The following is a 22,437-nucleotide window of genomic DNA, read 5'->3' as shown; positions in this document are numbered from 1 at the left end:
TCGGGTCGGGGCCCGGTGCGAATGCATCGGGGCCCGTTTTGTTGTGCAACGATTAGTTGTGCCCCCTCACACCTCTTGTTGCTACCGTTGCCCGATATGATCGCACGGCGACATTGGTACGCGCGAGGCGGTCATTACAATTGGCATTGTGTTGCGATTTAGGGGGAACGTTTTGGTGTCTGAACAGGCAAATAATGGTTGTGCTGCTGGCTTTGGCGTGCGCTTGATCGGCTGTGCCGACGATGCGGTTTTGCCCATTGGCATACACGACTATGCGGAGGCCCTTGGTTGCTGCATGCTTGTTGACAAGACCATGTTTATTGCCGATGTGTTGGACTGCGACGCGTCCGTTGTGGTGTGCTGTCGACCCGAGGGTTTTGGCAAGAGCATGAACTTGTCGATGATCAGGGCTTTTCTGGAGCGTCCAGCGGTCGGTCGCTCTGGTCAGCGTTTGTTTGCCGATGCTCAGATTTGGGATGCGAACGGCGGGCGCTATCGGGATGAGTATGCTTACTATCCGGTGATATCGCTGGACTTTTCTGGCGCTGCGAGGCGTGGCCCCGCTGTTGCCGGCGTCGTGCGCGATGCCCTTTCGGGCGAGTGCGCTCGCTTGTTGGCGCTCTTGGAGGCTCCAGATTTAGCTCGAGATAAGGTGCGTCACGTCGAACGTGTCGCGCGTGGCGTGGCGAGCGCGGACGAGGTCGCCTCGGTGCTTGGTGTGCTCATTGAGCTGCTGGAGATGGCCTGCGATGAGCAGGTTGTATTGCTCATTGATGGGTACGATGCGGCGTGGTCTCGCCGTGCGAGCGCGAGGGACGCTTCCGACGCCGATCCGGCAGGGCTATTCGATCGCGTGCTGTTCGACGCCATTGCCACTGCGCGCGAGTCGTTGCGGCTGACGTGTCTGATGGGGGAGTGTCCCGGTCCTGCCGAAGCGGCGCTTTCTTCGCGCGGCTGCTCGTATTGTCTGTCGACGCCGCTTTCGACGTGGTGTGACCGTTGGTTCGGCTTTTCGGATGCCGAGGTCCAGGCTCTGTTGAATCATGCTGGGCGCGAGGAATACCTTGATGATGCGCGTGAATGGCTCGAGGGGTATCGGTTTGGCAGGGCCTATTGCTCGAGTCCAGAGCGTGTGATCGGTTTTCTGGACCGAGGCTGCACGGCGCCTGTGCGTGCCGATCTGTATGGATATGCCGATTGCCTGAGTAGGGTAGTTGCCGGGTGGAATCTCGACCGCCTTTCGGTCTTCTTTGATTTGCTCGAGGCCCATGGGTGCGCTGAGGTCCCGCTTTGTTTGGGCACTGCAGAGCCAGATGTCTCGCCTGACGATGGCATGTGGACAGCGCTATATCTGTCCGGTTTTCTTACGACGGATATGACTGAGGAGCCAGAGCATGGCGATCGCCTCCGTGCTTTGCGATTGCCCAATAACGAGCTTCGACAGGCCTTGCGTCTAGTGATTGTTGAGTGGTTTGAGTGCGCTGCCGAAGACATTCGAGACGTCGATGCGTTTCGCGACGGGCTGTGCCGTGGGGATGAGGATGCGGTGAGGCGGGCGCTAAGCCGCATCCTGGGTGATGCGGGAATCGGTGAGACCGACCTAGATACGCCGCTGCCATATCATCTGCTCTTGCAGGGGCTCTGCTTTGGCTTGCCGGGCTATGCCAATCCTGCCTCGAGGCGAAAGTGTGGCGCGGGTCGCTGGGACATCCAGGTTTTCCCTACGGGTGCTGTGTTCGACGTAGCAGACACGATTGGCATGCTGGACGAGCGCCCGCTGATAACGATTAACTTGATGTATGACCCCGATGTGGATGCGCTGGGGTTGGAATTACTGGCCGTGCAGTCGCTACTCGACATAGAGCGCGACGGCATCGACGATATCCGTGTACCGCGCCCCGGCGTGGGTCGCATGCGCTGGGGGTTCGGTTTTGATGGGCAGCATGTGGCTACGGTGTGCCAGCGGCTTTGAGCGCCGAGGTGTTTCCGGCTTTCGTTACTCGGTGTCCTTCATGGGCGGCATGGGCTTCCAGTTGGGATCCTTAACGATCTTGCGGGCGTCCTTCATGCCGCGTCGCAGCGCCGGAATACCGGTCTTAAAGCACTTGTCAACGGCAACCAGGCGAATGAATTCCTTGCAGAAGGTCGCGGCATTGCCCAGGCGGAACAACATGGGGTGGTAGTCACCGTAGATCTGCATATAGCGAGCGAGGAAGCCTCGGTTGCGCATGATGTAGTAACGGTTGGTGTCGCTCGTAGAGTTGAGCTGGCGCTTGCCGGCGATATCCCAGTTAGAGACGGCGCGGGCGCGCTTGAGAACCACGTCGGCAACAACGGCGGCGGAGAAGTGCTGGCTGGCCACGTAGCCATAGCAGGCATCGTCGCCGTAGATAAAGAAGCGCGCGTCGGGCAGGCCGATCTTGTCGACCACGCGGCGCGAGAACATGCCGCCCTCAAAGCACAGCTGGTTCATGGTGCGGTAGCCCTCGGGACCCAGATCCCACTTGGCGACTGGGTTGGGAATGCCGAGCGATAGGATGAGTTGGTATTGCCAAAAGAAGGCGCCGCCGTCAAAGTCTAGGCGCGAACCCTGGATGACATCGTAGCGGTCGGTCCACTTGGCAAGACGCTCGATGCCTTCGGGGATGACGAGCACGTCGTCGTCCATCACCCAGAACCACTGGGCGCCCAGGTCGTAGGCGCATTTAGTGCCGGCGGAGAAGCCGCCCGCACCGCCGCCGTTTTCGAGCTGCGGGGCGTAGATGACACGGTCGGTGCCGCCCTGCGCGTCAGGCTGCTCGGTGTCGATGCCCCACAGGTTGGCCAGGCGCTCGTTGAATGCGGCGCACATGGCCTCGGTCTCGCGCGAATTCTCGTTATCGACAATCACGATGCGCCAGGGCGTTGCCGTGAGCTCGGTCATGGAGTCGAACAAATTTGCCAGGAGTTCCTGGCGCTTGTACGTAACGACGACGATGGCGAGCTTGTCGATGGGAGCGGGAAGGGTTGAAGACATGAGGCAATATATCCTTTCACGCGCGGCGGGCGAGTGCTGCGCGGAAGCTATCGAATACGTCCTTGGGACTGTCCTATTGTAAAGTCTCGGCGCACCTTGACGGCAAGCTTTGAATAAAACGCAGGAACCTGCCATGGGCCCGCCGCATGACGTGGGGCTGCTTTGCCCGCAAGAGGCTCCATAGATTATATAAACGCCCGCTGGCGCGCTGACCCTTTGATACCATGAAACAACAGGTATTTCCTAAGGAGCACATTTGTCTACTAATTCCTCTGGCAGCCCTGTCCTGTCGCTGCTTATTCCCATCTACAACGTTGAGCGCTACCTGCGCGAGTGTCTCGATTCCGCCGTGGCTCAGACGCTCAAGGACATCGAGATCATCTGCATCAATGACGGTTCCACCGATAGCTCGCCGGATATCATTCGCGAGTACATGGAGCGCGACCCCCGTGTAAAGATGATCGACAAGGCCAACAGCGGCTACGGCGACTCGATGAACCACGGCCTGGAGATGGCGCGTGGCAAGTACGTTGGCATCTTGGAGTCCGATGACTTTATGGCGCCCGACGCACTTGAAAAGCTTGTCTCGGCCGCCGATACCAATAATGCCGACTTTTCGAAGGCGAACTTTGATTTCTACTGGTCTAAGCCCGAGGAGCGCCGTTCGCTGCACGAGATGTTTAGACCTCGGGATTGCGGTAAGCCGGTGCACCCGAGCGATACGACGCAGTTCTTTAAGCAAAAGCCGTCGATTTGGTCGGCCGTGTACCGTCGCGATTTTCTTGAGCGCAACGGCATTAAGTTCCTGCCGACTCCGGGGGCATCCTTTCAGGACACGTCATTTGCCTTTAAGGTGATCGCGTGCGCCGATAAGGCTGTTTACCTGCATGATGCCGTGTTGTCGTATCGCCAGGACAACGAGAATTCCTCGGTCAATTCTTCGGCTAAGGTCTTTTGCGTCAATACCGAGTATGCCGAGATTGAGCGTTGGATTCGAGAGGATTATGCCCGCGACCACGCAAGTGATGACGTCGCGCGCATGCTCAAGTTCAATCAGCTCATTAAGTACGATTCGTACATGTGGAACTACGTGCGCCTGGCGCCCAAGTTCTATAAGGAGTTCCTGGTTCAGATGGCCAAGGAGTTCCAAGCGGCCTTGGACGCCGGGGACTTTTCGCTTGATGACCTCAAGCCGTGGAAGCGCGCGAATCTCGCTGCCATCCTCAAAGATCCCGAGGGCTGGGTTGACGAGCATCCGAGTTTTGCGACGGATGGTGCCTTGGGGCGTGCTAAGTATTACGCCTCGGTTGGAGGCCCAGGCGTGGTTGCTGCCTTCCTCATCGAATCGCTGAGGGGGTAGGTCGGCATGGGAGAGGCCTCGTGTCCTAAAGCTACCATTGTCGTCCCCGTTTACAACTCTGCGCGCTCCATTCAGCGATGCCTCGATTCGCTGTTGGCCCAGTCCGAGCGCTCGATTCAGGTTGTGTGTGTCAACGACGGTTCGACTGATGATTCGTTGAACGTGTTGCGCCAGATCGCGCAGACTGACGATCGCGTACTGGTGATTGACCAGGAAAACGCGGGCGTCTCATGCGCTCGAAATGCCGGTATCGATGTCGCCGAGGGCGAGACCGTCTTTTTTGTGGACGCCGACGATTACATCGATGCCCAGACGGTCGAGCGCGTGCTGCATGCCATGGAGTCTGCGGATGCCGAGGCCGCCGTTTTTGGCGGCGTCTGTGAACCTGCCGATGCTGCCCCCAAACGCGTCCAGCAACTCATGAGCCCCAAAGCTGGTACCTTCGGCGCCCGTGATTCCCAACTGCTGTTCCATTCGAATGCGCAGCCCTATGCCTGCCGTGCGGCTTTTTCGCGCGAGCTGCTCAATCGCGAAGGCATTCGCTTCGCCCCCGGTTTGGCTTTGGGCGAGGACGTCGTCTTCCAATTTGCGGTTTATGCGCTTGCCCGCAAGACCGTCGTCATGCCGGACAAGTTCTACCACTACGTGATGGAGAGTGAATCGGCGACGCACGAGTTCAACAGTGCCGAGGCTCGCGCCAAAAAGCTTGACGCCCACATGAGGATGCTCGAGGGGGTCTTGGAGGACTGGGCGGCCTACGGTCTTTTGGACCTGTGCCCCGGCGAGCTGATAACTTGGTTTTTGGACCTAATTGTGTTCGACCTGGCGCGCTTGGATGCCGATGACTTCCATCGCGTGGCGGCTCGCGTCAACATGGACCTCGCGACGTTTTTGGGAACGGCGTGGGCGGATATGCCTGCTAAGGGCGCCGTTCGGCGTGTTGCCCACAAGCTCGTTGCGGCGACCTCGGGCGTTTCGATGGCAGACGCCACGCTGTTCTATCTTTCGACTCGCGGTCTCAAAGCCTGTCTGGAGCGCTTTATCTAATTCCAAGCGCTGCCGCCCGCCGCAACCCGGCTGCTAAAATAACCCTGTTACACGCTATTCAACAGGAGGTTCTCTTGCAGAACTCTGATACCCCTAAAGTTTCGCTGCTTGTCCCCATTTGCAATGTCGAGCGCTATCTGCGCGAGTGCCTCGATTCCGCCGTGGCGCAGACGCTCAAGGACATCGAGATCATCTGTATCAATGACGGTTCCACCGATAGCTCGCCGGATATCATCCGCGAGTACATGGAGCGCGACCCCCGTGTAAAGATGATCGACAAAGCCAACAGCGGCTACGGCGACTCGATGAACCGCGGTCTGGAGATGGCGCGCGGTGAGTACGTGGGCATTCTTGAGTCCGACGACTTTATGTTTGAGGATTCGCTCCAAAAGCTGGTCGCCAAGGCCGATGCTGAGCATGCCGATGTGGTAAAGGGCGACTTTTATCTGTATTGGTCCACGCCCAGCGAGCGCCGTGAGCTGTTTGGGATCATCGGCGAGTATATGACGGGCGCCGCGTATCGCCCCGTCGATCGCCCGGGCATCTTCTACCGCAAACCTTCCATTTGGTCGGCCATCTATCGGCGCGAGTTCCTCAACGACAATCAGATTCGGTTCCTTCCCACGCCGGGCGCCTCGTATCAGGACGCAGGCTTTAACTTTAAGGTTTGGGCATGCGCCGAGCGTGCAGCGTTTATCGCGGACCCCATTTTGTGCTATCGCCAAGACAACGAGAAGAGCTCAGTTAATTCGCCCAACAAGGTATTTTGCGTGTGCGACGAATACGCCGAGATGCAGCGCTTTTTGGATGAACGTCCCGAGCTCAAGGTTCAGCTCCAGGGCATTTTAATGCGCATGAAGGTCGATACGTATCGCTGGAATGACGAGCGTCTGGTCGATGAGCTGCGCGAGCAGTTTTGGGAGAAGGCTTCGCCCGAGCTCAAGGCCGATTGGGATGCCGGTCGCTTTGATCTGTCGCTGTTCGATCCGCGCGGCGAGACCGACTTGCGCCTGATGGTCAAGTCGCCCCGTGCTTATATCGATTCGCGCTTTGACTTTAAGAAGCCCGGCAAGCTCAATACGTTTAAGCACTACTTTAAGATTGGCGGCCTGCCGCTGGTCTGGCGCGTGCTGACGTATCAGCGCACCTACGGCGATAATCCGCATCCCGATGACGTGCCGGCCGCACAGTAGGAGCACTTGGCTATGACTACCCCCAAGATTTCCGTTGTCGTTCCCATCTATAAGGTGGAGGAGTGCCTGGCCTGGTGCCTGGACTCCCTGCTTGCGCAGGACATGCCCGATTGGGAGGGCGTGCTGGTCAACGATGGCTCGCCGGATGGTTCGCGCGATATTGCGGCTGCCTATTGCGAAAAGGACGCGCGCTTTACCCTGGTCGATAAGGAGAACGGCGGCCTGTCGAGCGCCCGTAATGCAGGCATTGCTGCGTCCACGGCGCCTATCGTCGCGTTTTTGGATTCCGATGATCGGTTCACGCCCGATGCATGCCGCGTGATCGTCGATGCCTTTGAGCGCGAGGACTGCGACGTTTTGACCTTTGGCGCGAATCCGTATCCGCTGGAGGCGGGGTATCCGTGGCTTAACTATGTGCTGAGCCCACGCGACGTTTCGTTTGAGGGCTATAGCTCCGACCTGCTGTTTAAGGAGGCGTCTCGCCCCTTTGCATGGCGCACCGCTTGCAAGCGCGCTTTTTTGCTGGGCAACGGGATCGTGTTCGATGAAACCGTTAAGTATGGCGAGGACCAGGTCTTCGATTTTGCCGTGTACGGTCGCTCGCGCAAGACCGCGCTTATCTCGAACAAGCTGTACGAGTATCGCGTGGCACGCAAAGGTTCGCTCATGGACACCATGCGCTACGACGACGAGACGCGTCTGCTGGAGCACGTGAAGATTTACTCCGCGGTGCTGGCTGACTGGCAGCGCGACGGTCTCGATGCTCATCATGCCGATGACCTGGCGTACTTCCTATGTGATCTGGTGCTGTACGATGCGCTCAGGTTGCTTGGTTCGGACTGCGGCAAGGTGTTTGCCGCCGTTGCTGCGGCGCTTAACGGTTCTGCTGTGGGCAGTGATGCTTCGCTCGCACAATGCGCTTCTTCTGTTGCCGCCATGGTGCGTGCGGCGCTTGTCGGTAAGGCGCCCGCTGCTCGTTCGTGCAAAAAACTCATGTTCAATTACGACGTCTTGAGGTTTGGGCGCTTGGGCGCGTGCAAGCGCATGGCTGCGAACGCTCTGGGAAAGCGAGAAGTGTAGATGAGTATCAAGCGTTTGTCACTTTGCCGCAGTCAGGGCCGTCTGTTTGTGCTGCTTCGTTTTGTCGGTCAGGATATCGCGGGGCTTATTGAGCAGGAGGATTCCCAGACTTTTGCCCATGCGACTACGAGCGGTTCTTGTTTGCCGTCACTGGTGCTCCCGGTCGATCATGGCCGTGTGCTGGCGCTATGCCCTTCTGTTTCCGATTACGAGCGCGAGCTCGCCGTTTTGGTGCTTCCGTTTTTGGATGGCTCGTCGATGGATGCCGTTTTTGCATCCGGTGGCCAAAGGTTGGGCTCTATTCGTCTCGATAGCCGCGTGGCCAAATTGGAATCCAAGATTAACTACAAAGCAAAGCCTGCGCTGTGCGCGCTTATCCGCGATGCGCAGCGTGGCGAACACTGCGGCCGCTACGAGATCGATGCCATTCGCTATTTGCCGGCAGACGTCGGCGCGGTGTGGCGCTATGAGGTTACCTGGGCGGGAGACCCCCAGTGCGCGCCTGAGCTCCAGATCTTCGATACGCATATGAATGCCATCGATGTTACCGTGCATGTGTTTGAATCGCAGGTCGATGTTCCGCAGCAGAACGGATGCCGCATCAATAAATCGTATCTGAGTGTTGAGATGCCTCAGGATATACGAGATTTTGTCGCGATCGTGAGCGATCCCACAGAGCGGATCCAAAGCGGGTTTTGCGCCATGGATGGTCGCCTGTACAACGGCATGGTCGACGACAGCTGGAACCGTATGAAGGACGCGCGTGCAGACGACGCAGCTTATCGACGTTGGTTTGAGCAGCATCGCGCAAAGCCGGGCGATTTGGCGTGCCAGCGTGTCGCTTCGGCGGCCTTTGCCTATAGACCGCTCGTGAGCATTGTGGTGCCGTGCTACAAGACTGATCGGGTCTACCTGCGCGAGCTGCTGGAATCGGTGCAAGCCCAGAGCTATGACAACTGGGAATTGCTGCTTATGGACGCCTCGCCCGAATGGGACGCGGTGGCCACCCTTGCGGCAGGTGCCAACGACGAGCGCATCCGTCGCATCGAGCTTCCCGGCAACGGCGGCATTGTGGTCAACACCAACGCAGGTATCGAGCAAGCAACAGGCGACTACATCGCTTTCTTGGACCACGATGACATTCTGGAACCGGACGCGTTATTCCAGTATGTTTCCGCACTGAACAAGGCGGCCGAGGGCGAGCGTCCCCAGGTCCTGTTCTGTGATGAGGACATGTTCCAGAAAACGGGGGAGTGGGGCCAGCCGGTCTTTAAGACCGTACTCAACGTCGACCTGCTCTATAGCCATAACTGCGTGACGCATTTCCTGATGGTGGAGAAGGCGCTCATCGATCACATTGGTATGTCCCCAGAAGACGTTGCGGGCGCCCAGGACTACGACTTGACGCTTCGCTGCCTTGCAGCCGGCGCGCGCTTTGAGCACGTTGCGCATGTGCTGTATCACTGGCGCGTGCATCCGGGATCGACCGCCGATGGCTCTGCCGATAGCAAGCCGTATGCCATTGAAGCGGGTCGTCTTGCGCTGCAGCGCCACTTTAACGCGCTGGGCGTTCACGGAACGGTCGAGGAGACCGAGACGCCGTTTGTCTACCGCATGCGCCATGCGCTGCCGGAGCCTGCGCCGCTGGTGAGCATTGTGATCCCCACCAAGGATCACATTGAGACGCTCGATGCCTGTGTGATGTCGATCGCCCAGAAGGCCACGTATACCAATTACGAGATCGTCTTGGTGGAGAACAACAGTGAAGCCCCGGAGACGTTTGCGTATTACGAAACCCTGCCAGAGCGCGTGGCTGCAGCATCCGAAGGCAAGGGCATCGCGCGCGTTGTGTACTGGCCGGGCGAGTTCAATTACTCTCAGATCATCAATTTTGGTGTGAAGCACGCCAAGGGTGACTACCTGCTGCTGCTGAACAACGATACCGAGGTCATAAGCCCGGACTTTATCGAAGAGATGATGGGCTATCTGCAGCGTCCCGATGCGGGCGTGGTGGGCGCCAAACTCTACTTTGCCGATCATCTGGTGCAGCATGCCGGCATTTTGGTTGGCGTGCGTGGCGCACTTGCCCATGCCAACCAGGACTTCTCGGCAAAGCGCGAGGGCTATCTTGCCCGTGCCGTGCGCCCGGGCAACTTTAGCGCCGTGACGGGTGCCTGCCAGATGGTGCGACGCGACGTATTTGAGCGCGTCGGCGGCTACAACGAGGAATTCGCCGTTGGCTTTAACGACGCAGACTTTTGCCTGCGCGTATGGGAGGCGGGCTACCGCACCATCTATACGCCCTATGCCGAGCTGTATCACTACGAGTTCACCTCGCGCGGCAGGGAAGAGGCCAACGAGGAGAAGCTGCGCCGTTGGAAACGCGAACAGGCACTGTTCACGCAGCGCTGGCCGGAGTTTTTCTTGACGGGTGATTCATGGTTGGGGCCTAACTTGTCTTCCGAGAGTGAGTACTTCTCGCTTTAGACAATGGTTGTTAGAAGGCCCTCAGCTTGACTTCGCCATGAGTTGGGAAGAAGGCAGCGTTTAGGCTATTTGTTAGTTTACATTACGATAGCTCGATACTTCTACGATAAGTTTGTACAGGCTTATACAACTCGATATAATCCGATATAGTTGCGATAAACTAATAAAGCTAAGATTGACCGATAATCGATTTCCTTGAGAGGCAAACAAGTGAGCGCCACAATATTCCATAACCCGTTTCGTCCCACTGCCGGCGCTGAGCCTCCGCGCATAATTGGTCGTGATGATATTGCCCTTGAGTTTACCGAGAGTTTGAATTCGGGAATTGGTGCACCTGCGAGGCTCATGCGCGTTGCCGGGCCAAGGGGTTCCGGAAAAACTGTTTTGCTCTGTGATCTTAGAGATCGTGCACGAGAGCTTGGCTGGAAGACGGCTATTGTTTCTGCTGGTCCCAACCTATTGCTGGACCTGAAGGATCAGATTGCAGAATCCTCCCTTGCGACCAATGCTTCAGTCGGCGTAAATGCCGGCTTTGTTTCCGCTAAATTCGACGTTGTGCCAAAAGAGTCGAGTCTTAGAAAGTTGCTTGGCTCGGCCGCAAAGTCTTCCAAGGGCCTGTTTATTGCAATAGATGAGGTGCAGGATGCCCCGATTGACGATATGCGCGCTATTGCTTCTGCTGTGCAGCTTCTAATAGGGGAGAAAGTCGATATTGCTCTCGCATTTGCCGGATTGCCCGCTGGTGTTATGGATCTTATTAACGGCAAGGCACTTACATTCTTGCGTCGTGCCCTCCCCGAAGATCTGGCGCCTATCAACCAGGTGGAGGTAGCGCTCTCTATGGGCGATAGCTTTATAGCGACTGGTTTGACCATAGAGGACGATCTGCTGTCGAGAGCCGCTAAGGCCACGAAGGGCTATGCCTATTTGGTGCAACTGGTCGGTTACTCCATTTGGCAGCGCGCCAACTTGCATCGTGTCAAAAGTGCCAACGTGAGCGAGCGCGATGTTATCGAAGGCATTGCGCTGGCAGAGGCTCGTTTTCACGATGTTGTTCACGAGCCCGCGATTTCTGGACTTGGACTCAACGATATCAAATATCTTTTGGCCATGTGCGAGGATAAGCAGCAGTCCAAATCATCTGAGATTGCTAAACGTATGGGTAAAAAGACCAATGAGGTCAGCTCTATTAGGGCTAAGCTGCTACAAAGAGAGGTTATTCAGGCTCCACAGAGGGGCTACGTGCAGTTTGCCGTGCCGGACCTAGATATCTATCTGCGAGAGAATGCCGCGGAGATTCTCGAGCGGTTCTAAATCAAGGCATGAATAGCCGCCGGTTAACTGCCTTTTTCGACTTGGCTCGCGTCCCCCCCCCCCGCGCGCGAGGACGTGCCCAAAGCGGCAATACTGATTGATTACGGAAGGGCATCTCAGGGTGCAATCGATATACTATTTGTCCAAATGAAAGGAAACCCATGCAGCTATCTGAGCAGCTTCTGCACACGACGATTCGCATCGAAGCTTCGTTGGCCTCGGGAGGTTGCTCAGTTGGAACGGGTTTCTTTTTCAAGTTCTGCGACGACGGAAAGACCTATGTGCCGGCAATCGTGACCAACAGGCACGTGGTCGAGGGCGCGTACGAGTATCGCGTCATCTTTTCGAGATCTGACGAGAACGGAAACCTGCTCAATATAAACGAGCAACTTACCATGCGGGGCTCCGAGAGCGACTGGATCGCACACCCTGACGAAAGTGTTGACCTGTGCGTCTTACCCATCGGTCCCGCACTGAATGGTTTTATCCGGGCGGGGAAGCATCTGCTTACCATACCGCTCAGCTTGGAGCTTCTGCCGACGGATAAGCAGATTCAAGACATGGGCTGTATGGACGAGGTGACCATGGTCGGATACCCCAACGGCATTTGGGATGAGGCCAACAACCTGCCGATCGTCCGTCGGGGTATCACGGCGACGCCCTATAGGTACGACTATCAGGGGCAGAAAGAGTTCCTGGTTGACATGGCGTGCTACCCGGGATCGAGCGGTTCCCCGGTCTTTCTCTACAACGAGGGTACTTATTTGGAGAACGATGCTGTGGTCATGGGCAAGAGGCTCTATCTACTTGGCATCCTTCGGGCTGTGCCCATCAGAACTCTTCTCGGAGACATCACCGTATCCACGATTGCCCACGTGAGCGTTCAGGACATGTTGAATCTCGGCATCGTCATCAAATCCGAGCGTCTGAGGGACTTCGATCCCATCGTGAGGGAACGCTTGAGCGTTTCTGGAAATTAGTATTTATTTGGCTCGCCCGCTCTGATGCCGCCCCCGCACAGCTGGTCGGCCTCGGCGTCCATCACCGCGTTCACGACCTGCTCGGCGAGGCGCCTGAGCAGCTCCTGCATGTCGATGGCGCCGTCGTCGAAACGGGGCATGGCGAGCATGTCCGGCGTCGGGTCTGATAAGATTTCCATAGCGGTCCTCGTCCTTTCCTAGAACCTGTTGTTGTGGTGATTTCAGATTCTAGGACGAGGGCCGCTCTTCGTTAAGCGGCCGCTAGGGCGTCACCCTTACACCTACATTTTCGACGCGATCGGCCGCTTCGTGGACTTCGTGCGCGACGTGTGTGCTGAGGATGCTCTGGAAGAGAATCTCCGTTTTGTGTCTGATGCCCTGGACGGTAAGTGCACGCCGCGTGAGATTATTCGCAACTACTTCCTCAAAGATTTCTACAAGGATCACTGCTCAACCTACCAGAAGCGCCCCATCTACTGGATGCTTGATTTCGGTAAGAAAAACGGCTTCAAGTGCCTTATTTACATGCATCGCTACCAGCCAGACCTGCTGGTCCGCGTACGCACTAATTATGTCCATGAACAGCAAGAACGGTACCGCACGCAGCTCGCTCACCTAGAGGAAGCCGTGGCACAAGTTGATATCTCGCAACGCGTAAAGTTGAACAAGCAGATCAAGAAGCTCAACGATCAGCTCGCTGAGACTATAACCTTTGGGGAGAAGATTCACCATTTAGCAGAACAAATGATTGCGATCGGACTGAGGGATAAGCGTGATCGATTTCGGCATCTTTACCATTGACGGGGTTAAGAGGTTCTTGTTCGACGCCCTGCGCATCGATGGGTGCGAGTTCGGAGATATGCAGCTGCGTTTTCGCAGCGACGAGGTTGGGACGTACGCCGATGTCCGGGAGAGGCTGGGGGAGTCCCTCGCCCCCGACGACCTGCTGCTGCACCTCAGGCACGTCACGGCCAACACGGATGGCTGCGCGTCCATTCGCGAGAGCGGGATTCTCGGAATCGGGGACGTGCTCTCGCGTCCTAGTGCGCTTACGCGTCTTTTCGAGGGCTGCGGGGTTCATTTCGACAAGGCGAGCCGAACCGTGTCTGTCGACGGGAGAAGGCTCAGCCTGGACCTGGTCGATGATGCCTTCCTCGGACGGGAGTCCTCGGAGCCGATAGATGGACTTCTGTACATTCTGGCGGAAGACTCCCTCGTGAACTCCTTCATCCACAAGTCGTGCATCCGGGAGTACTCCACGCTTTCGCGGTATCCCGAGGCCATATGGGCTCTGGAAGAGGTCGTCGGGCATGGGAACGAGGCGGTTTGGAGATGGAAGGACGCCGCGCGCCCATATGTTGTCGAGTTCACCGCGACTTTGAAGGAGCTCGATCTGTGTCGACTCCAGCCGGACGATGGGATGGGTTTTTGCAGGGCGGCGGTTTGAAGGAGTCCGTATTCAATAATCTGGTTTACCAGGCGCTCGGGGTCTGCGTGCGGGGTGCCCGCGAGGTTATCGCCTCCCTGCCTGCTGGCGGCGGGGTGCCCCGTCGTCGATCGTTCGGATAACCCCTCTGGATGAGTTCTGCGGCGACCCCGAAGCTGGCTTGGATTCCATGTGCGATAGGGAGGGGCGTTGTCGGATTTGCGACGAAGACGCTGTGGAGTCCCTGTCGGCGTTCCTTATCGCTAATGGGTATCTAGGGGAGGGCTTCTCGGGATAAAACGGGTTTCGCTTGGTCTAATGCGTAGGATGACCAGTTTCGTGTTGTCCCAGCAGGGAATCGCCCGACGGATCAGATTGCGGAAACATGGGGTTCCGATGCATGGGGTAGGCGAGGGGTCGTCGCCCTGATGTGCGAATGAGCTTCACCCTGCTGTCGCATTCTGTCCGTATGGATAATGGCCGGCTTAAGGTGCCGGCCTCCTACCGGAGGAGGTTGCGACGTGCGCGCGATGATCGAGATTGAGTGGATGGACGGGCTTGTGACGAAGGTGCCGGAGTTCGCTCTGGGCGACGTATTCGGTGAAAGCGTTCAGGTAGAGCTCGATTTCAAGTTCGACGACGTGTCGGAGGGCCTCTGGGTCGAGGTGCGCCATCATAAACCGGACGAGGGCTCGGATGGCGACCCGCGCGAAAGGGCCTGTACGCTGCATGCGGACTGTCACTACGGTTTGGTCGACGCGGTCGACCTCGACCGTATCTTCTGCGTTCTCTTTGAGGGGCAGCCGAGGATCTGCCGCATCGCGGGGGAGCTCGTGAACCTCTCAAGGGCCTGTGCTATGGCTCAAGGTTGACGCGCTACTGAACGTTGTCGGTGCGCAGCCTCGCGTGGCGCTCGTAGGGGAAGTCCAGGTAGGTCAGCGCGTCGGCCTCTGCCTCCTGTTACCGTTCATGGGAAATCGGTCAATTGGGAGCGCGGTGGAAATCCTGGACCGTGTTCCTACGCTACAAGACCTAGGCTTCTTCGGTACTGCATCGGGCTCATATAGCCCAGGTCGCTCTTGCAGCGCTTGTCGCGATACCAGACCAGATAGGCGTACAGCATCTTCATGAATTCCCCCATGCCAACATCGTCCCAGCCCCTTCCGTAGAAGAGCTCCACCTTCAGCCTGCCGAAGCCCTCCGTCCTTGAATTGTCGGGTGAGCACCCCTTTCTCGACATCGAGCGCGCGAGGTCCTGGGCGGCGCATAGCCGATCCGGCCCTGCCACCGGTAGTGGCCGCCGCGGTCGCTGGCTTACGCCTTGAGGAAGCGCGCCCGGGACCTCGGCCCCTACGAGGCATCGGCATTGTGCCAGCTTCGATCGGAGGCGGGCTGCTCGAGCCTCATGACCGCATACGACCTCAAAGAGGACTTCTTCGACATCTACGACGAGCACCCGCTCTCGCGGGAGGATGCCGAGGATGCATTCGATGCGTGGAAGGCATCCATCCCCGATGACAAGGCCTACGATCCCTTCCGGGGGCTTGCGAAGGCCGTGGAGAACCACCGCGAGTTCATATTTAACTACCGGGATTGTCCGAGCCGCATCTCGAACGGTTACACGGAATGCGCGAACCGCCTCATCAACGAGACTAACATGATGGGGCGTGGCCACTCCTTCGAGACGCTGCGCGCGCGTACGCTCTATCGCAGTTTGTCCCGTCACAGAGGTATGGCCCTACGCCTGTCATCTCGGCTGTCGGAACAGGAGTGGGTGCGGTTACCCCAAGTGTCGCTACGACGCTGCCTATCGCACCCGCCTGTCCGCGGCCCGTGAAGGGTTATGTCTCACCGCTGACGAGCTCGCCGCCATGGTCGCGATTGCGGTCCCTTTGTTTAGGCGGGGGCAGAGTTACGAGACCATATGGGCCACACATGCTGACGAGCTTCCTGTGTGCGTGCGCAGTGCCTGCTCCTATCAGGAGAGGGACAGGCGCGCCTTACCTGCTTCTCCCGCGAAAGGACCGTATGAGGAAGCGTAAGCGCAGGGATGTCGAAGGTGCTGGGCGCGACGGGGTTGACCGCACTGGCCGTACCTACGCCGAATTCGAGGCGCTCTCGCTTGCCGACAGGTCGCGCGTGGTCCAATGTGACTCCGTTGAGGGCTACGAGCGCAACACCTACGACATCCTGAGCGCACACATCGTGGCCCGGGCGTTCCAAATCTATTTGCGCAAGCGTCATGCCAGCTCCGGCAGCCATCGTTGCCTGCCTCGACCATATAGAGAGTCTCATAGGCTCTGTTGCTGCCTTCGAGGCTATCTTCGGCATCCTGCTAGTCGATTGAGGAGTCGAGTTCGATGATTGGAAGGGCCTGGAGCGCTGGTGTCTCGAAAGCGGAGCTCGGCGCTGCCGCGTGTTCTGCTGCGACGCGATGAGATCCAACCAGTAGTCGGCATGTGAGCGCAACCACGAGCAGCTCAGGCGCATTCTGCCCAAAAGCCGTAGTGGCGGTGCTCTGAGCCCCTACGACGTTGTAGTATGCTGCAGCCACGTAAACTCTTGCCCGCTTGCTGGACTCGCTGGCAGGTGTCCATTCGAGCTCCTCGGAGACCTGTTGCTGTGCGGCATCGGATGATCGCTTCGGGCTGTCCCTCGACAGCGAGCTCGCCGTCTCGCCCGATAAGGGGTCATCCCCGACGGGGTGGTACCAGGCCTACGAGCGGGGCGAAGGCTCTTGGGCCGCCGGGTGTCAGTGGTAGCGTGAAACTGAACACTTGTTCAGTTTCACGCTACCACTGACAGTTCGCAAGCTTCATTATGAATTCAGGGTACCTCATCTTGTCGATGCGGGATTGGCGCCCAGAGCCGGGGTCCCGCCAGAGTGCGATACGCCGTGTGCCGAACATGCAGGCGCGACCGTTGACGCCTTCTTCTCTTCTGCCGGAATCCACGCAGAAAGCATTCTGTACGACAGGCTATGCCAGGTGTTCTACCAAATGGTCATTTTATCTTTCTATAATGAGGCGAGATTCTATCCAAGAATCCGACATGTCGCTCTTCATCGATGCCGAGGACCGTTAAGTCGACTACTCTACCGGTCTCGTTACCTAACTTTTGGGATATCTGTTCGCATCCGGAGACAAGTTGATCGGAATATTTCGAGTACAGTAGCAGCAAATCAATATCACTGTCTGCACTGAGCTCTGAACCACTCAGCGCAGATCCGAACAGATAGACATGATCAAACTGAGAGAACAGTTCTAGGTTGCTGTCGAGAATGTCTATGAGTCTCAAATAGTTCATAGTTTGCGAACGAATGGGAAGAAGCTATCCATATCGAGGAGCTTCACGTTAATTTGCCCCGCAAACACCTGGGCTTCTTCGGAGATGCATTGCTTACCGTTCCATCTATGCAAGTTGACGACAACGGTATGTTCTGCCGGTGCTAAACGGGCCAACTCTGCATAGCTCAGACAGTATTCGTATACGAATAAGAAGCATTTTCCTTTCGCTATATATTCTCTAAGGTTTGTCTTCGACTTGCGAGTTGCTTTCTTTCCGCACAGGCGGAAGTACTTTAGGGCAAAAATCAAGCTGTCTAGCCTCATCTCGGCACGCCTGAAGCAGCGGGCGTCATAGTACATCTGTCGGATACGCGGCGTATCGTCAAGATAAACTACCGCCTCTTTCCCGTTTTCTATTATTTGCAACAATGGATGTTCTGCATCTAGAGAAACATCTATAAATCGCCCCTGTTCGTCAAGCTTTTTGATTAGCAGCTCTAGGGATTCTGCAGAGGGGAGCAGGTCACCTTCTATGGGCTGGATTCCGAAGATGGAGTTGATGACCTCGGGGAAAAGAATAGACCTTTGTCTTTCCGTATTATCTCTGGTGGCTTCGAACTCCTTAGCATGGTCGATAAAATCGCGGACAGCGGCCTGGTTGGAGAAGGAATTGTCCTTGTGGTTCTGGAACAGGCACAAGTTCGATTCGAACAGCGTGCAAAGTTTTCGGTTGTTGACGATTATTTCCTTTTCAAAAACATCCCACAGTCTTCGCTTGTCCTTCATGTAGTAATTCTCATATATCGACTTGTTTCGGGCGAGCAGAGGTGCGGCCTCTTTGCGCAGGTCGTCGAAGGAACTGAACGTCTTTCCGAAAACGCGATCAATTTCTGCGTGACGAATCGACTTCCATTTCCTCACTTCATCTGCCGTGAAAGCGGAGTTTTTGTCGAAATTCGTATGGCAGTTTGGACAGATGAGAATAAGGTTGTCGAACGTGTTCTCTGCGCTTTTGCAATATGGGACGATATGGGCTCGTTCAGCAATGTCTCCATTGCTGATGAATAGATCGGCCCGACAATCTGGATTCATGCATTTGCCGGCAGACTCCGCCCAGAGTCTTCGCTCGACATATGCTGAGATTGGCTTTCTGCTTGTCTTCGACACTTTCCGTCCCCGCTTTGACCTCTTCGATTGACGATTAACTGTCATTTAAGAATATGTTATCCAATGATTGGGCCACCGTCAGGCTTCAAGTGAAGATTATTGAACGGGGAGGTAAATGGAGCACTAAAGAAGTAGACATTCGGCAGCTTTAAGCCCCAGGGTTAACGAATCGCGTGCCGAATGACGCTGCTATAGGCTGTCAAGTCCTTTATCGGACGACATTTTAGCATTCAAGTAGCGGTCGTATTCGCGTCTGATTTCCTCGTGGGGGCATACTTCTCTTTCTATTTCGCTGAGCCTTACATTCGGCACGTTAAGCTCTCGGGCAACCTGCTTTTGGGTCAATCCGAGCGATTTTCGCATGTCCGCCAGTATCGAGCCCCGGGCGTACTTCAACCTCATGGGGCGCCGCAACGTTGGGTAAACCTCCCTGGCTGTGAACCTCTTAAGGCAGCGCATGATCTCTCGCTTTGTCTTGCCGTCGGACTTGCGCTTCGCCATGTAGGCGAGCGTTCTCTCGTCCCCGCGCATCCTGTGTTAGTCATGCCGTCGTAGCCCGCCGAGACCCAGCGGTAGATGGTCGAGGGCGACAGGTCCACCGGCCCGCCGTTGCGCGCCGCCATCTGCTCGGGCGACAGCCCCCGGCGCAGGCAGTCCCTGATGGCCTCAAGCCTCGCCGTCGCGGCGGGCTCGTCGGCGTCGATCCCGCGCCTGGACGAGACGAGCACCGAGTCCGCGCACAGCTGCGCGGCGCGGGCCTCGTAGAAGACGTGCGGGCAGCGCATGCAGCCCACCGCGCGGTAGCGGCCGCAGCCGTCGCGGCAGCGCGGCCACGCCGCCAGGCGCGGGCAGGCTGCCGACAGGTCGGTGCCGGCGTCGACGCGCTCGCCGCGCCTGGGCTTGGGCGCGGCGACGAACCTGTGCGACGACACCTCGGCGCTCACCGTCGAGGGCGACCTGCCCAGCTCCCTCGCGATCTCCCTGCACGAGGCCCTGCGCTCCAGCATCCTCTGGACCGTATCCCGCTCGTGCCTAGTGAGCCTGCCGTAGGCCCTCGGGACCGCCTTCGCTGCGCCCTTCTTGCTCTTTCCGGACATGGCGTCCTCCGATCTCCCGGGGCCGGCCGATCCGGCCCTCAGGGTATCGGATTCCCATATTCATCCGTACATGTACAGATGAATATGGGAGGTGTTCGGATGAAGTTGATATTCAAGGTCCATATCTATCTGTTCCATCCGGCCGAACGCCCTGTTCCCGAATCATTACCCGTTATCTAAACTGTTGGATTGATTTGGCTCTGTTAGACCATGATTGACATTCTGCCCCAATCATCTTTTTGAAATTGCAAGATAATCGCCCCCTTGCCGGGTTTGAATCCGGCAAGGGGGCGATGTGCTCAAGATCTGTCGGGTCAATCGTGAGGGTCCCATCGCCCAAGTCGATTTGCCGACTATCTTGCCGTCTTCCCGTCGGGCACCGGCGCCTTGACCCTCATCTCGAACGGCAACCCGCCCTTCCGGACGGGCGCCCTGAGGAACGCGTTGACGGCGGTGGACATGGACAGGCCGAGCTCGTCCAGGATGGCCGTGGCCTCCTTTTTGGCCTCCGGGTCGATCCGGATCGTCGTGGCCGGTATATTCGACGGCATGGCTGCACCTTTCCTCGTATATCGCGATGTGACCATTCTACTGCCTCTATGCGGCGGCTTCGGTCCAGTAGTCCATTTAGGGCGGCAGGACGTTGAACATATCATGGATGCGGCTCCTGCACACGCCGTTGGCGAGCTGTCGCGCGACCGTGCGCTCGGCGGTGCCGGAATCGGTCGCCATGAAGGTCCGGCACCACTTGAACCAAGCGAGGTAGGTGCCGAGGTGCTTCGTCGACACGCCCTTAAACGGCTTCATGAAGGTATCGAGGAGCGAATGGACGGTGTTGATCCGGTTGATGGTCCCCTCGGAAGGGTCCTTGGAATCGTAGGCCGTGTGTGCGTCGACCTCGAGCTCCGCGAGGACGTCGACATAGGCGGACGCCTTGTCCGTCGCTACGACGGAAGCGGACGCGATGCGGTCCCTCAGCACGTCCATGGCGCGTTTCCTCGACAGGATGCCCCGCCCCGTGACCTCGAGAAACGTCTCGTTCGAGTCGTTCACGCCGGTCATGACGCAGATCCGCTCGAGCGAGAGGCCGCGCCTGTGCACCTGCCTGCCGCGGCGCCGAGAGGGGCGCGGCATCTTGAACGACCCCTTCACGTGGTTGCCCTTGAACGACTCGGGGAAGTAGGTCTCGTCGAGCTCGCAGCCGCAGCCCCGCCCGACCCTGAACGAGGGGGTGTAGGCCGAGAGGCACTCGATGAGCCTGTGGCGCATGGTGTAGGCGGTCTTGAGGCAGACGCGGCAGCGCCTCGCGCATTCCCGCAGGGGCAGCTTGAGCACGAAGCACTCGGCGTAGGCCATCCAGGTCTCCCTCGGCAGCCTGCTCGTCCCAAGGATGCGCCCGCTGCCCATGCCGAAGGTCCTGCCGCAGCCCCGGCAGAGGTAGCGCTGCTCGCCGTTCCTCGATTTGCCCTTCTTCACGACCGCGGCGGACCCGCAGCGCGGGCAGCGCTCGACCTCATAGGTGGAGCCGGCGGCGTTCGGTCCTGCTGAGGCTCGCGATGTCCCTCTTGAAGGTGATTACCAGGTCCTCGGCGTTCATGCTGCCCCGCGGTCTACGAGGCTAACGATATGGCGCCGTGATGACATATGTATGTCAATCTTGGTCTAACAGAGCCTAACGAAAGTGCATGTCAGGAGTTTCCCTTAGGCATTTTGCGGCTATAGGGACAAGGTCGAACATCGTGTGAACGACATCGCCCGTGTTTGCAACGGTAGCCGTGAACTTGCCGTTTCCAAAATCCATCAGATGGTAGAGGTTGATGGTTAAGTCCTTTTGCGTGGCAATTCTCAGAATCCAGTAAGCGCAATTGTCGCTGCAGGTTGTGGCGTTGTATACGTTCTGAGGCATGAAGTACATGAGCAACAGCGTCTTAGTGCCTCCCGACAGCCTTTCAGGAGGGATAATGCCTAGGATCTTGGTGTCTATTGCGCAGGGTCCAACGACATTGCCTTTATCGATTGATTTAATAATCCTTTGAGCAAAGGCGTCTTGAAACCACTGGGGCGAATAGACGTTATCGAAGTAAACCGACGTATTGTAGATAACGTTTTCCATATCACCATAGTGAATTGTTAACACGTTGGTCCCTTCGGGTTGCTGGTTTGGTGTTCGGTGAGACTGATTGTATCGCACGCATAAGACGGGCGTAATTTGCCAGAAACACATGCGATTGATAACCATTGACAGTCAAGACCTGTATCCAGTGCCCGTATTTGCATGTCCGTACTTGAACCTAAGTTGCTTTGAAGGCCTATGTTTTAGACAATAGTTCCAGGCTAGGCTCTGCGTGGCGGCACGTAAAAGCCGTACTGTGCTTGGGTGGGTAAAAGTCCAAGACGATTAGATATCCGAGAGGATATCGAGCCCGTGCCGGGGAGATAAGGTGAGCCCGCGCCGGGGACTATAGTTCCGGCAACAAATGGGTTTCCGCGAGGATGCCGCGGCTGACGGTCAGTATATTACCGCCCTACACGCTCCTTCCGCGCGTCGCCTGCTCAAACGATTTGCGCCGAATTTTATTCCGCGGGCGGTGAGCCTGTTTATAGACAACGTCACGACCTATAGACGGGTGTCTTGGGGGTATTGCAGCTTGGCTCCCGTCCCCCCAATCTAGTAGACTTGGAAACCGTTGCTAGATTAGGGGGATTTTCCATGAGACGCTCCACGAAACGAATTTCCGGTGCCGCCGCCGCGCTGGCGGTCGCGGCCGCCCTGGCCCTGTGCGGGCCCGCGGCCTACGCCGCCCCCGCCGCCCCGGGCGACGCGCAGGCCCCGGCCGCCGGGGCCCAGCCCGCCGACGGGGGTCCCGCCGCCCAGGCCGACGCCGCCCAGCCCGCGCAGGCCGACGCCTCCCAGCCCGAGGCCTCGCAGGCCGACGGCGCCCAGGCGGAGCCCGCCCGGTCCGAGGCGGCCGCGCCCGTCTCG

General features: G+C 57.6%; 21 protein-coding genes and 4 pseudogenes. 13 read left to right on the top strand and 12 right to left on the bottom strand.

The window, feature by feature from the left end; all coding sequences use genetic code 11:
* Positions 1–175: 175 nt before the first annotated feature.
* Positions 176–1,972: an AAA family ATPase gene (locus ABHT90_RS06815; protein ID WP_346982019.1), complete on the top strand. Its 1,797-nt coding sequence runs from the start codon at positions 176–178 to the stop codon at positions 1,970–1,972.
* A 24-nt stretch (positions 1,973–1,996) separates the two neighbouring features.
* Here the strand turns inward: ABHT90_RS06815 and ABHT90_RS06810 are convergent, their stop codons facing one another.
* Positions 1,997–3,016, bottom strand: a complete 1,020-nt coding sequence (locus ABHT90_RS06810) for a glycosyltransferase (RefSeq protein ID WP_346982018.1) — start codon at positions 3,014–3,016, stop codon at positions 1,997–1,999.
* A 256-nt stretch (positions 3,017–3,272) separates the two neighbouring features.
* Between ABHT90_RS06810 and ABHT90_RS06805 the strand changes: the two genes are divergently transcribed.
* The 7 genes from ABHT90_RS06805 to ABHT90_RS06775 all read left to right on the top strand — a co-directional run bounded on the left by ABHT90_RS06805 (position 3,273) and on the right by ABHT90_RS06775 (position 12,477).
* Positions 3,273–4,376: a glycosyltransferase gene (locus tag ABHT90_RS06805; RefSeq protein WP_346982017.1), complete on the top strand. Its 1,104-nt coding sequence runs from the start codon at positions 3,273–3,275 to the stop codon at positions 4,374–4,376.
* 6 nt (positions 4,377–4,382) lie between these two features.
* A complete protein-coding gene (locus tag ABHT90_RS06800; RefSeq protein WP_346982016.1) occupies positions 4,383–5,423 on the top strand; it encodes a glycosyltransferase family 2 protein in 1,041 nt (346 codons plus the stop codon).
* A gap of 74 nt (positions 5,424–5,497) precedes the next feature.
* On the top strand, positions 5,498–6,616 hold the full coding sequence (locus tag ABHT90_RS06795; RefSeq protein ID WP_195234479.1) for a glycosyltransferase family 2 protein: 1,119 nt from the start codon (positions 5,498–5,500) through the stop codon (positions 6,614–6,616).
* Between the two features lie 12 nt (positions 6,617–6,628).
* A complete protein-coding gene (locus ABHT90_RS06790; protein WP_346982015.1) occupies positions 6,629–7,696 on the top strand; it encodes a glycosyltransferase family 2 protein in 1,068 nt (355 codons plus the stop codon).
* Positions 7,697–10,183, top strand: coding sequence for a glycosyltransferase family 2 protein (locus tag ABHT90_RS06785; protein ID WP_346982014.1), 2,487 nt, complete (start codon positions 7,697–7,699; stop codon positions 10,181–10,183).
* 210 nt (positions 10,184–10,393) lie between these two features.
* A complete protein-coding gene (locus tag ABHT90_RS06780) occupies positions 10,394–11,497 on the top strand; it encodes an ATP-binding protein (RefSeq protein WP_040359435.1) in 1,104 nt (367 codons plus the stop codon).
* A gap of 161 nt (positions 11,498–11,658) precedes the next feature.
* Positions 11,659–12,477 carry a S1 family peptidase gene (locus ABHT90_RS06775; RefSeq protein WP_117638101.1) on the top strand — a complete coding sequence of 273 codons (819 nt, stop codon included), beginning with the start codon at positions 11,659–11,661 and terminating at the stop codon, positions 12,475–12,477.
* Here ABHT90_RS06775 and ABHT90_RS06770 read toward each other — a convergent pair.
* On the bottom strand, positions 12,474–12,656 hold the full coding sequence (locus ABHT90_RS06770) for a hypothetical protein (RefSeq protein WP_006235576.1): 183 nt from the start codon (positions 12,654–12,656) through the stop codon (positions 12,474–12,476). The two genes, ABHT90_RS06775 and ABHT90_RS06770, sit on opposite strands and share 4 nt — an antisense overlap.
* A gap of 130 nt (positions 12,657–12,786) precedes the next feature.
* On the opposite strand from ABHT90_RS06770, the gene ABHT90_RS06765 reads away from it, so the two are divergent.
* The 3 genes from ABHT90_RS06765 to ABHT90_RS06755 all read left to right on the top strand — a co-directional run bounded on the left by ABHT90_RS06765 (position 12,787) and on the right by ABHT90_RS06755 (position 14,775).
* A complete protein-coding gene (locus ABHT90_RS06765) occupies positions 12,787–13,278 on the top strand; it encodes a hypothetical protein (RefSeq protein ID WP_117638100.1) in 492 nt (163 codons plus the stop codon).
* Positions 13,250–13,924, top strand: a complete 675-nt coding sequence (locus ABHT90_RS06760; protein ID WP_040359437.1) for a hypothetical protein — start codon at positions 13,250–13,252, stop codon at positions 13,922–13,924. The genes ABHT90_RS06765 and ABHT90_RS06760 overlap by 29 nt, the downstream gene beginning before the upstream one ends.
* A gap of 500 nt (positions 13,925–14,424) precedes the next feature.
* Positions 14,425–14,775, top strand: coding sequence for a hypothetical protein (locus tag ABHT90_RS06755; RefSeq protein WP_040359438.1), 351 nt, complete (start codon positions 14,425–14,427; stop codon positions 14,773–14,775).
* A gap of 146 nt (positions 14,776–14,921) precedes the next feature.
* Here the strand turns inward: ABHT90_RS06755 and ABHT90_RS06750 are convergent.
* Positions 14,922–15,214: pseudogene (locus ABHT90_RS06750) on the bottom strand (IS3 family transposase); the annotation flags it as partial.
* Between the two features lie 10 nt (positions 15,215–15,224).
* Between ABHT90_RS06750 and ABHT90_RS06745 the strand changes: the two are divergent.
* Positions 15,225–15,740 (top strand): transposase, encoded by a 516-nt coding sequence (locus tag ABHT90_RS06745; protein WP_162010723.1) that lies wholly within the window; start codon positions 15,225–15,227, stop codon positions 15,738–15,740.
* Positions 15,741–16,906: 1,166 nt separating this feature from the next.
* Here the strand turns inward: ABHT90_RS06745 and ABHT90_RS10015 are convergent.
* The 9 genes and pseudogenes from ABHT90_RS10015 to ABHT90_RS06715 form a co-directional block, all read right to left on the bottom strand.
* On the bottom strand, positions 16,907–17,209 hold the full coding sequence (locus ABHT90_RS10015; RefSeq protein ID WP_006235584.1) for a nucleotidyltransferase domain-containing protein: 303 nt from the start codon (positions 17,207–17,209) through the stop codon (positions 16,907–16,909).
* Complete coding sequence (locus ABHT90_RS06740; protein ID WP_239057651.1) at positions 17,206–18,357, bottom strand: HNH endonuclease signature motif containing protein; 1,152 nt, start codon at positions 18,355–18,357, stop codon at positions 17,206–17,208. Before ABHT90_RS06740 ends, ABHT90_RS10015 begins: the two co-directional genes overlap by 4 nt.
* Before the next feature lie 189 nt (positions 18,358–18,546).
* Entirely contained in the window at positions 18,547–18,720 is a 174-nt protein-coding gene (locus ABHT90_RS10010) for a helix-turn-helix domain-containing protein (protein WP_347498030.1), read from the bottom strand.
* A gap of 57 nt (positions 18,721–18,777) precedes the next feature.
* Positions 18,778–18,891, bottom strand: a pseudogene (locus ABHT90_RS06735) (IS110 family transposase); the annotation flags it as partial.
* 407 nt (positions 18,892–19,298) lie between these two features.
* Positions 19,299–19,454: pseudogene (locus ABHT90_RS06730) on the bottom strand (helix-turn-helix domain-containing protein); the annotation flags it as partial.
* Between the two features lie 353 nt (positions 19,455–19,807).
* The gene (locus ABHT90_RS06725; protein WP_006235589.1) at positions 19,808–20,005 is read right to left on the bottom strand and encodes a type II toxin-antitoxin system RelB/DinJ family antitoxin; all 198 of its coding nucleotides are present in this window, start codon (positions 20,003–20,005) and stop codon (positions 19,808–19,810) included.
* Positions 20,006–20,081: 76 nt separating this feature from the next.
* Positions 20,082–20,861 (bottom strand): IS1595 family transposase, encoded by a 780-nt coding sequence (locus tag ABHT90_RS06720; RefSeq protein ID WP_346982034.1) that lies wholly within the window; start codon positions 20,859–20,861, stop codon positions 20,082–20,084.
* Positions 20,862–20,876: 15 nt separating this feature from the next.
* Positions 20,877–20,948: pseudogene (locus ABHT90_RS10005) on the bottom strand (IS1/IS1595 family N-terminal zinc-binding domain-containing protein); the annotation flags it as partial.
* Between the two features lie 178 nt (positions 20,949–21,126).
* Positions 21,127–21,591, bottom strand: coding sequence for a DUF4869 domain-containing protein (locus ABHT90_RS06715; protein WP_233503232.1), 465 nt, complete (start codon positions 21,589–21,591; stop codon positions 21,127–21,129).
* A gap of 573 nt (positions 21,592–22,164) precedes the next feature.
* Here ABHT90_RS06715 and ABHT90_RS06710 point away from each other — a divergent pair.
* Positions 22,165–22,437, top strand: a 273-nt coding sequence (locus tag ABHT90_RS06710; protein WP_346982013.1) for a hypothetical protein, incomplete at its 3' end; no start/stop codon positions are given.

Source organism: Collinsella aerofaciens, from assembly GCF_039758815.1.
In the GTDB taxonomy this organism is placed as follows: Bacteria; Actinomycetota; Coriobacteriia; order Coriobacteriales; family Coriobacteriaceae; genus Collinsella; species Collinsella aerofaciens_BP.
Note: the sequence above shows the minus strand (reverse complement) of the source record. Positions and strands in the feature narration are given on the sequence as shown.